Origin of the sequence: Streptomyces sp. 2114.4 (assembly GCF_900187385.1) — a bacterium.
In the GTDB taxonomy this organism is placed as follows: Bacteria; Actinomycetota; Actinomycetes; order Streptomycetales; family Streptomycetaceae; genus Streptomyces; species Streptomyces mooreae.
On sequence record NZ_FYEY01000001.1, the window covers coordinates 2,239,959 to 2,253,337 of the forward strand.

Consider the following 13,379-nt stretch of genomic DNA (forward strand, 5'->3'; position numbering starts at 1 on the left):
CTGAAACCAGCCAATTGTGGCGAACATCGAAGCGAGTACTGAGAATTCCTTAACTCGGCATAAAGTATGAGTGATGGGGTAATCGAGGCCGCTCCCGGGTGCTCCGCCTCCGGAGTCGGCCTCCGGCGTGCCAGGTATCGATGTGCCGCGCGGCTCAGACACACCGGGGGTGTGCAACGTGGAGGTATCCGGCCTTCATGCCACAGGGGAAGGGCCTGTTCTGAGCGAGGAAGTCCGGGCTGTGTACCGGTTCCTGGCCGAGGCCCCCGAAGGCATCGCGACCCACGAGGTGCGTACCCGGACGCGGATGTCCGACGAGTGCCTGGACCGGGCAATAGACCAGCTGATGACGCTCAGGCTGCTGTGCAGGTCCTCGTGGGAAAAGGGCACCTTGCGGGCCCTCTCACCCGAAAGCGCCAGGGTGCAGTTCGTCTGGCCGATCGTCAGGGAACTCACCCGTCGTCAGCGTGAGGTGGACGCCATCCGCGAGGTGTACTCCGAACTCTCGCAGGTCTACGAGAGCGCCACGCTGCACGAGGCCGGGTCGAGCCCGCTGGAGATCATTCCGGACCTCCCCTCGGTCCGCCGGGCCCTCACCCAGCTCGCCGCCGAGGCCACCGAGGAAGTGATCACCGCTCAGCCGGGCGGAGCGCGGCCGGCCGAAGCGCTCAAGGAATCGCTGGAGCGCACCGACGAGTTACTGGACCGGGGCATCCGGCTGCGGACCCTCTACCAGCACACCGCGCGATTCAGCCCCGCGACCACGGAATTCGTCCATCACGTCACCGGGCGGGGAGCCGAAGTCCGCACCCGCAGCGACGGATTCATGAAGCTGCTCCTCTTCGACGGCAAGGTGGCGGTGACCTCGCTGTGCGACGACCGGTACGGCGCATTGATCGTCCGGGATCCCCATGTGGTCGATTTCATGCGGACTTCGTTCGAACCGGCCTGGAGCACGGCCATTCCCTTTCCCTCCAGGTACGACCCGGTGACCGCCGACCAAGTCCTGGACGACATCAAGACCACGATTGCCCATCTGCTGACAGAGGGTCTCGAGGACAAGGTCATCGCCCGCCGCCTGGGCATGTCCTTACGGACCTGCCAGCGCCATGTCTCCGACCTCATGCGAAGGCTGGGAGCAAGAAACCGGCTGCACCTCGGCTACCTCCTGCACTCCCACCACATACGGGAACGAGGAATGGTGCCCCGGCTCTCCTCACATGGCGACACCGGCGGTTGATGGAGCTCGCCGGCAGGCAGTCCAGTCAGTGAGTCAGTCAGAGAACACTCATCGGTACGCCTGGACCCGATCACCGGCTGAACGAATCGAGGAAATCACGAAGGACGCCACCGGAGAACGGATCAGTTCCGGGATCTTCGGGAGTGACCAGGCTGACGGCAAAACACTCGGACAAGAGAAGCGAAGCGCCCTCCACCACCGCTGAATTCTCCGGATCGGCGAGCTGGGCTCCGGACACCCGGTGGGCGCGGAGTGCGCCCGGGTAACGCTTGTAAAGAACGGAGAACGGACCCTCACCCTGGTCATTCAGCGCGTACCCGTGACACTCCCAGAATTCCTCCATGGCGCGACTCCCGGAGAAGGTGACAATGCTGGAGTAGTCATCTTCCGCATTCTCTGGAAGGTGCCAATCCCCCAGTGATTCCGCGGCCACCCACCGACCGTCCAGAAGCAACCCGGGCCACCGACGGGCCTGGCGAAGGGCGAACCTCTTCACCGCCTCCGGGAAGGCGTGATCGGTGATGAATTCGCTGGAATATCCCGTGATGTCCATCAAAGCCCCCCGCGTCGCGCCCGCCGTGCTCCAACCGCCGCAGACCCGTTGATCGTTGGCTTCGGACGGTTGCCCCCGCCGGGAGCCCGCGCCCTGATGCCTCGGCGGAGCGCCATGACGCATCACGGCCCTGTACAGGGTCGTAAGGGCGGACGAGTCGGCCTGTACGCCGGGTTCTGTCGCCTCCGGTCCTTGCGGGCCGGGGGGAGACGGCCATCCATCTAGGGCTGCCGTTGCCGGCAGCCTCGTGCGGTCTACCCGCGGACTCGGGCGGGCAGCCCTCGGTCGTCCGCGCAGAGGCATCAGCCGATGCCTCCTCTTGACCTTGCTCCAGGTGGGGTTTACCTAGCCCTCCGAGTCACCTCGGAGGCTGGTGGTCTCTTACACCACCGTTTCACCCTTACCGGAGGCCGAAGCCTCCGGCGGTCTGTTTTCTGTGGCACTGTCCCGCGGGTCACCCCGGGTGGGCGTTACCCACCACCTTGCCCTGTGGAGCCCGGACGTTCCTCGGGGGGATCAGTGATCCCCACGCGGCCGTCCGGCCGGCTCGTCCGCCGTGGTGACCATGCTACCCGTAGGGGAAGGCGGTCCTCGCCGGGCTTCCCGGTTCCACCCCGGGCTTCCCCGTCCCCTCGGGCTTCCCCGTTTCCCTCCATGTCCGGGCCTTGACCTTGTCGCAGCGGCAACGTTTGTACTGGGCGCATGAGAATCGGAGAGCTCGCAGGGCTGATCGGCGTCAGCACCCGCGCCGTACGCCACTACCACCACCTCGGGCTGCTGCCCGAGCCGGAGCGCCGCGCCAACGGCTACCGGGAGTACGGGCTGCGGGACGCGGTCGCGCTCGCCCGGGTGCGCCGGCTGACGGAGCTGGGGCTGGGGCTGGACGAGGTGCGGGACGTCCTCGCCGACGACGCGGGGCGTGAGCTGTACGAGGTGCTGGCCGAGCTCGACGCGGATCTGGCCCGCCAGGAGGAGGAGATCCGGTCGCGGCGGGCCCGGCTGGCGGCGGTGCGGCGGCAGGCGGACGAGCACGGCGGGCTGCCCGCGGAGGGGCCGGTGTCGGACGAACTGGCGGCGCTCTTCGCGGAGATGGCCCGCGCGTCCGCCGCGCACCCGGGGCCGGAGCCCGCGATGGCGGCGAAGGAGCGGGAGGTGCTGGCGCTGCTCGAATCGACGGGCGAGGCGGAGGGGAACAAGCGGATGATGGCTCTGCTGGGGGAGGCGATCGCGGCGCCCGGGGCGATGCAGCAGATGTACGAGGTGTACGGCCTGCTCGACGCGCTGGCGGAGGCCGCGGCGGACGATCCGCGGGTGGAAGCGGCCGCGCGGGCGCTGGCGGACTGCATTCCGGAGGCGGTGGTCGCCGCGGTCGGCGGGGAGGAGCACTGGGAGCGCGCGGCCACGGAGTCCGGTGGTGCGTTCACGGCGGCGTACTACGCGCACTTCGCGCCCGCGCAGGCCCAGGCCGTACGCCGGGCGATCCGGCTGGTCGCGGAGGGTGCGCGGTGAGCCGGGGGGCCGCGCTGCGCCGGCTGGCCGCCTACGAGGCGCGGTGGCTGGTCAGCCTGGGCTGGTGGGTGGCGCGGCGGCGGATCGGGGTGGCGCCGGGTGAGCGGGCTCTGAAGTATGCGGGGGCGCAGGCCGCGTTCGTGTACGGGCTGGCGTTCGTGTGTGTGGTGGAGTCGGTCGGGGTCAGCGTGCTGCTGGCGGACCGTCCGGTGGCGCACACGGTGATGCTGGTGCTCGACGTCTACACGGTGCTGGTGGTACTGGGTCTGCAGGCGGCGGCGGTCACCCGGCCGCATGTGCTGGGGGCGGAGATTTTGTGGCTACGGGCCGGTGCGCGCCGGGACATACGGATCCCGCTGGAGCTGATCACCTCCGTGCGTCACGACCTCCGGTTCGTCCGGGAGCCGGCGAAGGACGGCAGCGAGGTGGTGGAGCTGGTGGTCGGCGATCAGACCTCGGTCACCGTCGAGCTGTCCGAACCGGTCGTGGCCGTCGGCTTGCTGGGGCGGCGGGAGACGGTGCGTACGGTGCGGTTCCATGCCGATGACCCGCGGGTGGCGGTGACGGCCCTGCGGGCGCGACTGGCGGCGCTGCACGCGGGGGCGGGAGAGGGTACGGGGCCGGGGACGGGGTCCGGAGGGTGCTCGGCGCCGGGGACGGGAGAAGGCACGGCGCCGGGAGAAGGCACGGCGCCGGAGAGGGGCGGGGCCGCGGTCAGGCAGGGGTGAAGCGGACGGGGTGGTGGCCCGGTTCGGCTTCGGCGAGGCGGACCGGGATGCGGTGGCCCAGGGGCAGCGCGGGGCCTTCCGGGGCGGTTTCGACGGTGCCGATGACGGCCGGGTCGTAGAGGTGGACGGTGCCGTGGGTGGGGTCCTTCTCCCAGATGTCGACGACCAGCGCCTCGAAGATCTCGCCGACCCGGTCCCGTAGCAGCGCCGCTTCCACCAGGTCGACGCAGGAGCGCTCCACCAGGTGGGCGCGCTGGGCACCGGTCTGCATCTCGCGGGGCAGGGCGGGCAGCGCGCTGCGCACCCAGCCGGGCGGTTCGGCGCCGGCCGAGGCGGCCAGGCAGAGCTCGGAGGTGTAGCGGTCGGCCAGCCGCCGCAGCGGCGCGGTGGCATGCGCGTACGGGACGGCGACCGCGGCGTGCAGCGCCTCAGAGGCCCGTGGCGCGGTGCCGTCGAAGGCGGTGTAGCCGGCGCCGCGCAGCAGGGCGGTGCACTCCTGCAGGAACGCGGCGTGGGCGGGGCGCCGCGGGTCGAGAGTGCGGATCAGCGCCGCGTACGAGGTGTGGTGCGGCCAGTCGACGCCGAGCGCGCGGGCGGTCAGGCGGAGCCGGGCGACCGAGCCGTCAGGGGCAGTGGGGAGGGTACGCAGGATGCCGGTGCCGGAGGCCAGCATCAGGTCGGCCGCCGCCATGCCGGTGAGCAGGGAGAGCTGCGCGTTCCAGCCGTAGGCCGGGAGCGGGGCACGGTATTCGAGGGTGTAGTGGCCGTCCCGCTCGACGATCTCCTGCTCGGGGACGTTGAGGGAGATCGCGCCCCGGGCGACCTCCAGCTCCTCGCGCAGCAGGCCGATCTCGCGGAGCAGGGCAAGCGGCTCCTCGGCCGTCTTGTCGTCCAGGATCCGCTGGACGCCGGCGTAGTCCAGCCGGGCGCGGGAGCGGACCAGGGCGCGGCGTACGGACGCAGCGGTCAGGGCGCCGTCCGCGTCGAGGTCGAGCTGCCACAGGACGGCCGGACGGTCCCGGTCGGGCAGCAGGCTGGCGGCGCCCTCGCTCAGCACATGGGGGTGCAGCGGCACCCGCTCGTCGGGGAAGTAGAGGGTCATCACCCGGTGGTGCGCCTCGGCGTCCAGGGCGCCGCCGGGGGTCACGAAGGAGGCGACATCGGCGATGGCGTAGTGGACGCGATAGCCGCCGGGGCGCCGGGACAGGAACATGGCCTGGTCGAGATCGAGGGAGCCGGGCGGGTCGAGAGTGAAGAGGGGGAGGTCGGTGGCGTCCTCCAGGGTGTGCTCGGTCGCCACCGCGCCGTCGGCGGCCGGTATGCGCGGGGCGCGGGCGGCGCTCTCCGCCTCGGCCTGGGCCGTGGGCGGGAAGTGGTCCGGGATCTCCAGCCTTTCGCGCAGCTCATGCAGCGCGACCCGCAGCGGGGCCTCGGCTGCGTCGGTCACATGCATATGGAGACGGGGCATGTCATCGAGCGTATGGCGGGCGGCCGCTCCCGGCGCGGCGTGCGGGTGCCGGGCCGGGAGCGGGCGGAAACGGAACCGGGGCGACGTGCGGGGCCGGGCCCGGGGTGACGTGCGGGGCCGGGCCCGGGTGACGGCGCCTCGCGGGTTCTCGGCCCGTCCGCCGCAGGCCATACCCTGTGCCGGGGCCGCGCCCCGCCGTACCGCCCGTACCGCCGTGAGGGAGAACCACCGTGCTCGTGCTGTTGCCGCCGTCCGAAGGGAAGGCCGCGGGAGCGGCCGGGGCGCCGCTGGATGCCGGTGCGCTGTCGCTGCCCGCGCTGACCGACGCGCGTGAGGCGGTGCTGGAGGAGCTGGTCGGGCTGTGCGCGGCGGACGAGGCCAAGGCCCAGGAGGTGCTGGGACTCAGCGACGGCCTCAAGGGCGAGATCGCCAAGAACGCGGGCCTGCGGACGGCAGGGACGCGGCCGGCCGGGGAGATCTACACCGGGGTGCTCTATGACGCGCTCGGCCTGGCGTCCCTGGACGCGGCGGCCCGGAAGCGGGCCGAGCGGTCCCTGCTGGTGTTCTCAGGGCTGTGGGGCGCCGTACGGATCGGCGACCGGATTCCGTCCTACCGCTGCTCGATGGGCGTGAAGCTGCCGGGGCTCGGCGCGCTGGGCGCGTACTGGCGGGCGCCGATGGCCGAGGTGATGCCCGAGGCCGCCGGGGACGGCCTGGTCCTCGATCTGCGCTCGGCGGCGTATGCGACGGCCTGGAAGCCCAAGGGCGAGGTGGCCGGGCGGACCGCGACGGTGCGGGTGCTGCAGTCGAAGACCGTGGCCGGCGTGGAGAAGCGGACCGTGGTCAGCCACTTCAACAAGGCGACCAAGGGGCGGCTGGTGCGGGATCTGCTGTCGGCGGGCCTGGCGCCGGCGGATCCGGCGGAGCTGGTGGAGGCGCTGCGGGGGCTGGGGTATGCGGTGGAGGCGGAGCCTCCGGCGAAGGACGGCAAGGCCTGGGCCGTCGATGTGATCGTGACGGAGCTGTAGGGCGGGCGCCGGGCAGGACAGGGGCGGACGGGCGGGGCGGGCCGGCTGCAAGAGCGCCCGGCGGACAGCGAGCGGGCCATGGTTGCAGCATGTGCAACGCTCGTTGCGGAGAGTGGGCGAGCGGGCCCACTATGGGCGGCGTGACTCGCGCCGCCCCCTCCTCGGTCCTCGGGCTCGCCCCCGTCATCCCGGTCGTCGTGCTGGACGACGCGGCCGATGCCGTACCGCTCGCCCGGGCGCTCGTCGCGGGCGGGCTGCCCGCGATCGAGGTGACCCTGCGGACGCCCGCCGCGCTGGACGCGATCCGGGCCGTTGCCGACGAGGTCCCGGACGCGGTGATCGGCGCAGGCACCCTGCTCACCCCCGGCCAGGTCGAGGCGGCCCTGGCGGCCGGCTCCCGCTTTCTGGTCAGCCCCGGCTGGTCGCCGCGGCTGCTGGGTGCGATGCAGGACTCCGGAGTGCCGTACCTGCCGGGGGTCTCCACGGCCTCGGAGGTGGTGACGCTGCTGGCGGAGGGCGTCACCGAGATGAAGTTCTTCCCGGCCGAGGCGGCGGGCGGCACCGCGTATCTCGGGGCGCTGGCCGCGCCGCTGCCGCAGGCCCGCTTCTGTCCGACGGGGGGCATCGGCCTGGCCTCGGCGCCGTCCTATCTGGCGCTGCCGAACGTCGGCTGTGTCGGCGGCACCTGGATGCTGCCGGCCGAGGCGCTGGCCACCGGGGACTGGGCCCGGGTGCGCCGACTCGCCCGGGAGGCGGCGGCGTTGGCGGCCTGAGGCGGTCGCGTAGACGACGGGCCCGGCACCTCGGTCCACGAGGTGCCGGGCCCGGTCGCCGTCGCCATGGGGCCGAGGCCGCGCTGTCGCGCCACGGCCGCTACCGCAGATGCGAGGTGTCGTTCAGCAGCCGCAGCGAGGCGTTGCCGTCGGAGTAGTACGCGACGACCGAGAGCGACGCCGCGGACAGCTCCATCCGGAACAGCGACTCCGGCGGGGCGCCCAGCGCCAGCCGGACCAGTGTCTTGACGGGGGTGACGTGGGTGACCACGAGGACGGTCTTGCCCGCGTACCGCGCGAGGAGCTTGTCGCGGGCGACGGCGACCCGGCGGGCGACCGTCGCGAAGGACTCGCCGCCTCCGGTGGGCGCCGCCTTGGCGGAGCCGAGCCAGGCGTCGAGGTCGTCGGGGTGGCGCTCGCGCACCTCGGCGAACGTCAGCCCCTCCCACGCCCCGAAGTCGGTCTCGCGCAGGCCCTCCTCGATACGGACCTCCAGGCCGAGCCGGTCCGCGACCGCACCGGCGGTCTCCCGGCAGCGCCGCAGCGGAGAGCTGACGACGGCCTGGATCGTGCCCCGGGCGGCGAGCGCGGCGGCGGTCGCCTCGGCCTGGCGGCGGCCGGCGGCGGAGAGCGCGGGGTCGGTGCCGCCGCTGCCGGAGAACCGCTTCTCGGGCGTCAGCGGGGTCTCGCCGTGCCGCAGCAGGACGAAGGTCGCGGGCGGACCGAGGTCGGGGGACCCCCAGCCGACCGCCGGGACGGCCGAGGACGCGGCCTCCTCCGCCGTCGCCACCGCCTCGTCGGCTGCCCGGGCGGCGGCGCTGCGGGCGGGCGCGGCCGCGGTGGCGAGCGCCGCCGTGGAGTTGCCCGGCTCCCACTGCCGGCCGATCTTCCCGGCGTCCATCGCCTCGTTGGCGAGCCGGTCCGCGTGCTTGTTCTGCGCGCGCGGGATCCACTCATAGGTGACCTGGCCGGGCGGGAAGACCGAACCGGCCTCGGCCGCCAGCGGCTTCATGTCCGGGTGCTTGATCTTCCAGCGTCCCGACATCTGCTCCACGACGAGCTTGGAGTCCATCCGCACCCGGATGCGGGCCTGCGGATCGATCGCATGCGCCGCCCGCAGACCGGCCACCAGGCCCTTGTACTCGGCGACGTTGTTGGTGGCGGTGCCGATGAACTCGGCGGCCTCGGCCAATGCCTCGCCCGACTCCGGGTCGAGGACGACCGCGCCGTAGCCGGCCGGTCCCGGGTTGCCCCGGGAGCCGCCGTCCGCCTCGACGATCAGCGCGCGCGACACGGCCTACAGACCCGAGTCGGGCGTACGGACCAGGATGCGGGTGCAGTTCTCGCAGCGCAGCACCGCATCGGCGGCGGCCGCACGGACGTCGTTGACCTCGGTGATGTTCAGCTCCAGGCGGCAGCCCTCGCAGCGGCGCTGGTAGAGGCGGGCCGCACCGACGCCGCCCTCCTTCGCGCGGATCTTGTCGTAGAGCTTCAGCAGATCGGCCGGGATGTCGGCGACGGTCAGCTCGCGCTCCTTGGCGACCGTGCCGCGCTCGGCGTCGATCTCGGCGTAGGCGGCGTCCCGGCGGGCGGCGGCGTCATCGACCTTGGCCTGGATGGCGTCGACCCGGCCGGTCAGCTCGGTCACCCGCTCCTGGGCACTCTCGCGGCGCTCCATGACCTCCAGGACGACGTCCTCCAGGTCGCCCTGGCGCTTGGCCAGCGAGGTCAGTTCGCGCTGGAGGTTCTCCAGGTCCTTGGGGGAGGTGACGGCACCGGAGTCCAGGCGCTTCTGGTCGCGGGCGGCACGCTGGCGCACCTGGTCCACGTCCTGCTCGGCCTTGGTCTGCTCGCGGCTGGTGTCGCTCTCCTCGGTCTGCGCGGCGACGAGCAGGTCGCGCTGCTGGATGAGGTCGGCCTCCAGGGTCTGCAGCTCGGCCAGCTCGGGCAGGTTGTTACGCCGGTGGGCGAGCTGGGTGAGCCTCACGTCCAGGGCCTGGACGTCGAGGAGGCGGATCTGGTCGGCGGGCGCGGCGTTCAGCGTGGGGCTCCTGTGGTGTGGGTCGGGGCGAAGAAGGGGGTGGACGCCGCGTGGGCGGTCCAGGGGTCGGTGACCGTACGGGAGACATGCGTGCGCAGTCCCCAGTCGTGCCGGTCGGAGACCGCGTCGAGCTGGGCCGCGGCCTGCTCGCACCACGGCCATTCGGTGGCCCAGTGGGCGGCGTCGAGCAGCGCCAGCGGGCTGTTCCGCCCGGTGGTCTGAGTGGCCTCGGAGGCCGGGTGGTGGCGCAGGTCGGCGGTGAGGAACGCCTCCACACCGGCCGCCCGTACGTCATCGAAGAGGCTGTCGCCGGAGCCGCCGGAGACGGCGAGGGTCCGGATCTCGCGGTCCGGGTCGCCGGCCGCCCGGATGCCCTGGGCGGTGGCGGGCAGCCGTTCCGCGGCGTATGCGGCGAGCTCGGCGAGCGTCATCGGATGCGGTAGCTCGCAGATCCGGCCCAGGCCCCGGCGGCCCGCCGGATCGCTCGGGTCCGGCACCAGCGGGCCGAGGATGCGCAGGTCCAGCGCGCCGGCCAGAGCGTCGGAGACACCGGGGTCGGCGGTGTCGGCGTTGGTGTGCGCGACGTGCAGGGCGATGTCGTGCTTGATGAGCGTGTGCACGACCTTGCCCTTGAAGGTCGAGGCCGCGACCGTCGTCGTCCCGCGCAGATAGAGCGGGTGGTGGGTGACGAGGAGGTCGGCGCCGAGCTTCACCGCCTCGTCGACGATCTCCTGGACCGGGTCGACGGCGAACAGCACCCGGCGGACCTCGGCGCCGGGATCTCCGCAGACCGTGCCGACGGCGTCCCACCCTTCGGCCCGCTCGGGGGGCCAGAGGGCGTCGAGCGCGGTGAGGACTTCAGACAGTACGGGCACGGGTGGAAGATTACCTCCCAGCTGTGACATGGCGCGGGGCCCTCGGGTCGTCTCCTCCGCCCCTGCCCCTTTGCCGCCCGGCCCATGCGGGAAATCCGTACCGCCCGTGCCGGAAATCCGCACCGGCACGGGCCGGAGATCCGCACCGCCCGGGCCGGAGATCCGAAGCACAACCCTCCCACCGGGAACCGGCGAACCGGACAATCGCCACCCTTATGCGTGAAGTGTGGCACCTCCCGGCGATCGGCCGGACGTGCGAAAACTAGCTTCGGTTGCCGACTGGAGGTGACCTTGCGATGACGATCTGTGCCACTGAGGACGCCAGTGCGCGGGACATGCGGGACGTGCGGGACCGCACGCACCGTGCGGCGCTGACGATCGCCGCGGACGGTTCGTACGCCGCCCGGCTCGCCCGTCACGACGCCGCCGGGAGCTGGTTTCCGGAGCGCTGGACGCTGAGCGGCCCCGAGCCGTACGCCGTGCCACTGCAGGGCAACCAGCCCGAGGAGCCGGACAGTGCGCTGCTGCCGCTCGCGGACGGACGGGTGCTGATCCTGCGTCGGGTCGCCGGCCGTTTCGCCGTCTCCCTGCTCTACCCGGCGGGCCCCGGCACCGGTGAACTCCTGCTGGGCGCTGTGCACGCGCCCGAGCTGACCCTGCTGCCGCCCGCCCCCGGCGGGAAACGGGGCTACGCCCTGGCCCCCGAGGAGCACCGCACCACCCTGTGGCTGCTGCACGGCGGCGCGGAAGGGCCCGAGCGGGTCGCCAGGATCCCGGGACGCTGTACGGGAGGCGTCTGGCTGGACCGCGGCGGCCGGCTGCTGGCGCTGGACCGGGAGACGGACGGCCGGACGAAGACCGTGGTGGTCGATCTGGAGCGGGGCGGCGAGACCGGTCCGCTGCTGCAGATCACCGAGGAGAGCAACGATCGGCTGCTGCTCGCCGATCCGGACAGCGGGCTGCTGCTCCTGCGGTCGGACGCCCCGGGGCACGACCGGCTGGGCTGGTGCGTACTGGGCAGCAGTCTGCCGGTGCGCTTCCCGGAGTGCCTGCGTCCCGCGCAGGCGGCTCTCACCCCGTTCGCGATGCAGCCGGGACGGATGCTGGCGCCGGAGAGCTGTGCGGTGGCGTTCCGGGTGGCCGCGGCGAACGGGACATGGCTGGGTGTCTGGCGGCCCGCGGAGCGGCAGTTGCGGCACCATCCGGCGCCGGCGGGGTGGCTGGCGGGGGCCGGGCTGTGGACGGCGGACGGCGAACTGCTGCTGCCGTACGCGACGGGGGCGGAGCCGTGCGGGGTGGCGCGGGCCTTTGTGCCGGTGGAGCCGGTGGGGGCTGTGGAGCCGGTGGCGGCGGTGATGGCTGAGCGGCTGGTGGAGCCGCCGGAGCAAGCGGTGCAGCCGGTGCGGCAGCACCCCCCGGTGCAGGAGGCGCAGCCGGTACAGCAGAAGCCCCCGGTGCAGGAGGCGCAGCCGGTGCCGCCACAACAGCCGGTGCAGGAGGCACCGGAGGTGCAGGAGATGCGGGAGGCGCCTTCCGGGGCGGTGCCCGTGGCGGCCGCCGGGAGCGGCGGGGGGATTGTCCCGGATGCGGCGGATACCGACAACCGCTCCACAGCATCTGCACAACCCCGGCCCGCACCCGCGGAACCGCGGTGCCTTCCCCCACATCCTGGAATGTGCAGGCCAGTTCCCCTGCAACAGGCACCTCAGGCGGCCCGGTAGACCCGGTGAAGCGCGATTTCCGGCCCCGTTAGAATTTCGGGCGGGGGCTACGCAGCCGGTTGACCGGCCACCGACAGTGCCGCTCGGGTCAGCCTTGGCGGTCGTCGGGCGAGGTCCCGACGCGTACAGCTGTAAGCAATCTGACGGAGTGACTCTTTCCATGTCCGAAGCCCGAACCGACACGACCCAGGCGCGCCCCCAGGAGGCATCCGCCCAGGCCGCCGCGGCCGCAAGCTCCGGCAAGCACCGTGGCCCGGCCGCCGCCGAGGAGTCCCACTCCGCCCCCCATGGCCGGCACCGCCGGGACAAGCAGCCGCAGGACGCGTAAGGCCGGTCCGGCGCGCCCCGCCCGCCGACCGTACGAACGGCCGTGGCCGCCGCACCGCATCATCGCGGGCGGCGGCCACGGCCGTGGTGCACGGCGCACCGCGCGGCGGGTCAGTCGTGCTTGAGGGCCAGCACCTCGGCCGCCGCGAAGGTCTCGTCCGGCGGGCGCTGCGCGTAGTACGGGGTCAGCAGTTCATCCAGCTCCTCGAAGCTGAAGAGATCCTTGCCGGTGTCGAACTTGGCGGCGATCCGCGGGCGTTCGGCGATGGCGACCATGCCGCCGTGCACGACCAGCAACTGGCCGTTGACCCGGGCCGCGGCCGGCGAGGCGAGATAGCCGACGAGCGGTGCGACATGCTCGGGCGCGAGCACATCGAGCCCGCCCCCCTTGCCCTCGCGCCCCTCCCCGGACTCCCCGCCCCCCGGATGTGCGGGAAAGCCGGCGAAGACGTCCTCCGTCATACGGGTACGGGCCCGCGGGCAGATCGCATTGGTGGTCACGCCGTATTTGCCCAGCGCCAGGGCCGTGGAGGTGGTCAGGCCGACAATTCCCCCCTTGGCCGCCGCGTAGTTGGGCTGGCCCGCCGAGCCCGCCAGGAACGCCTCGGAGGAGGTGTTGATGATCCGGCCGTGCACCGGGCCACCGGCCGCTTTGGCACGCTCACGCCAGTGGGCGGCGGCGAAGTGGGTGGTGTTGAAGTGGCCCTTGAGGTGGACGCGGATGACCGAGTCCCACTCGTCCTCGGTCATCGAGAACACCATCCGGTCGCGCAGGATGCCCGCGTTGTTGACCAGGATGTCGAGCCGTCCGTAGGTCTCGACCGCCAGTTGCACGAGGGCGCGGGCATCGTCGTGGTCGGCGACGTCACCGAGGTGGGCGACCGCCCGGCCGCCCGCCGCACGGATCTCGGCGACGACGTCCTCGGCGGGCGCCGCCGAGGCCTCGCCCGAACCGTCGCGGCCCGGCTGTCCGTAGTCGTTGACCACGACGGATGCGCCGAGGCGGGCGAGTTCGAGGGCTTCGGCGCGGCCCAGGCCTCGCCCGGCACCGGTGACGATCGCGGTCAGGCCCTCCAGTGGCTGTGCCATTCCTGTCCTCTCCAGTCTTCTCGGAGC

Annotated in this window: 13 protein-coding genes and 1 other RNA gene; 7 read left to right on the forward strand and 7 right to left on the reverse strand. The window is 72.8% G+C overall.

Annotated features, from left to right (window positions below):
* Positions 1 to 241: 241 nt before the first annotated feature.
* Positions 242 to 1,240 carry a helix-turn-helix transcriptional regulator gene (locus CFW40_RS09715; RefSeq protein WP_088797408.1) on the forward strand — a complete coding sequence of 333 codons (999 nt, stop codon included), beginning with the start codon at positions 242 to 244 and terminating at the stop codon, positions 1,238 to 1,240.
* Positions 1,241 to 1,310: 70 nt separating this feature from the next.
* Here CFW40_RS09715 and CFW40_RS09720 read toward each other — a convergent pair whose 3' ends face one another.
* Together CFW40_RS09720 and rnpB are read right to left on the reverse strand one after the other, a co-directional pair.
* Positions 1,311 to 1,793 (reverse strand): hypothetical protein, encoded by a 483-nt coding sequence (locus CFW40_RS09720; protein WP_088797409.1) that lies wholly within the window; start codon positions 1,791 to 1,793, stop codon positions 1,311 to 1,313.
* 149 nt (positions 1,794 to 1,942) lie between these two features.
* Positions 1,943 to 2,343: RNase P RNA component class A (gene rnpB, locus CFW40_RS09725), an RNA gene on the reverse strand.
* Positions 2,344 to 2,495: 152 nt separating this feature from the next.
* Between rnpB and CFW40_RS09730 the strand changes: the two genes are divergently transcribed.
* On the forward strand, positions 2,496 to 3,302 hold the full coding sequence (locus CFW40_RS09730; protein ID WP_088797410.1) for a MerR family transcriptional regulator: 807 nt from the start codon (positions 2,496 to 2,498) through the stop codon (positions 3,300 to 3,302).
* Positions 3,299 to 4,030, forward strand: a complete 732-nt coding sequence (locus CFW40_RS09735) for a hypothetical protein (RefSeq protein ID WP_088797411.1) — start codon at positions 3,299 to 3,301, stop codon at positions 4,028 to 4,030. Before CFW40_RS09730 ends, CFW40_RS09735 begins: the two co-directional genes overlap by 4 nt.
* On the opposite strand, the gene CFW40_RS09740 is transcribed toward CFW40_RS09735, so the two are convergent.
* Entirely contained in the window at positions 4,017 to 5,498 is a 1,482-nt protein-coding gene (locus tag CFW40_RS09740) for an RNB domain-containing ribonuclease (RefSeq protein ID WP_088797412.1), read from the reverse strand. The genes CFW40_RS09735 and CFW40_RS09740 overlap by 14 nt on opposite strands.
* 230 nt (positions 5,499 to 5,728) lie before the next feature.
* On the opposite strand from CFW40_RS09740, the gene yaaA reads away from it, so the two are divergent.
* Both yaaA and eda read left to right on the forward strand, forming a co-directional pair.
* Complete coding sequence (gene yaaA / locus CFW40_RS09745) at positions 5,729 to 6,526, forward strand: peroxide stress protein YaaA (protein WP_088797413.1); 798 nt, start codon at positions 5,729 to 5,731, stop codon at positions 6,524 to 6,526.
* Positions 6,527 to 6,657: 131 nt separating this feature from the next.
* Positions 6,658 to 7,299 (forward strand): bifunctional 4-hydroxy-2-oxoglutarate aldolase/2-dehydro-3-deoxy-phosphogluconate aldolase, encoded by a 642-nt coding sequence (gene eda / locus CFW40_RS09750; RefSeq protein WP_088797414.1) that lies wholly within the window; start codon positions 6,658 to 6,660, stop codon positions 7,297 to 7,299.
* Between the two features lie 100 nt (positions 7,300 to 7,399).
* Here eda and CFW40_RS09755 read toward each other — a convergent pair whose 3' ends face one another.
* Genes CFW40_RS09755 through CFW40_RS09765 form a run of 3 tightly spaced genes read right to left on the reverse strand, consistent with a single transcriptional unit; the run spans position 7,400 to position 10,215 of the window.
* On the reverse strand, positions 7,400 to 8,593 hold the full coding sequence (locus CFW40_RS09755; protein WP_088797415.1) for a bifunctional RNase H/acid phosphatase: 1,194 nt from the start codon (positions 8,591 to 8,593) through the stop codon (positions 7,400 to 7,402).
* Between the two features lie 3 nt (positions 8,594 to 8,596).
* Positions 8,597 to 9,340, reverse strand: a complete 744-nt coding sequence (locus CFW40_RS09760; protein ID WP_179265983.1) for a zinc ribbon domain-containing protein — start codon at positions 9,338 to 9,340, stop codon at positions 8,597 to 8,599.
* Complete coding sequence (locus CFW40_RS09765; RefSeq protein WP_176956535.1) at positions 9,337 to 10,215, reverse strand: Nif3-like dinuclear metal center hexameric protein; 879 nt, start codon at positions 10,213 to 10,215, stop codon at positions 9,337 to 9,339. Before CFW40_RS09765 ends, CFW40_RS09760 begins: the two co-directional genes overlap by 4 nt.
* A gap of 296 nt (positions 10,216 to 10,511) precedes the next feature.
* On the opposite strand from CFW40_RS09765, the gene CFW40_RS09770 reads away from it, so the two are divergent.
* Both CFW40_RS09770 and CFW40_RS37030 read left to right on the forward strand, forming a co-directional pair.
* On the forward strand, positions 10,512 to 11,936 hold the full coding sequence (locus CFW40_RS09770) for a hypothetical protein (protein ID WP_088797418.1): 1,425 nt from the start codon (positions 10,512 to 10,514) through the stop codon (positions 11,934 to 11,936).
* 160 nt (positions 11,937 to 12,096) lie between these two features.
* Positions 12,097 to 12,264: a hypothetical protein gene (locus tag CFW40_RS37030; RefSeq protein ID WP_176956534.1), complete on the forward strand. Its 168-nt coding sequence runs from the start codon at positions 12,097 to 12,099 to the stop codon at positions 12,262 to 12,264.
* Between the two features lie 110 nt (positions 12,265 to 12,374).
* Here the strand turns inward: CFW40_RS37030 and CFW40_RS09775 are convergent, their stop codons facing one another.
* The gene (locus tag CFW40_RS09775) at positions 12,375 to 13,352 is read right to left on the reverse strand and encodes a 3-oxoacyl-ACP reductase (protein ID WP_088797419.1); all 978 of its coding nucleotides are present in this window, start codon (positions 13,350 to 13,352) and stop codon (positions 12,375 to 12,377) included.
* Positions 13,353 to 13,379: the final 27 nt, after the last annotated feature.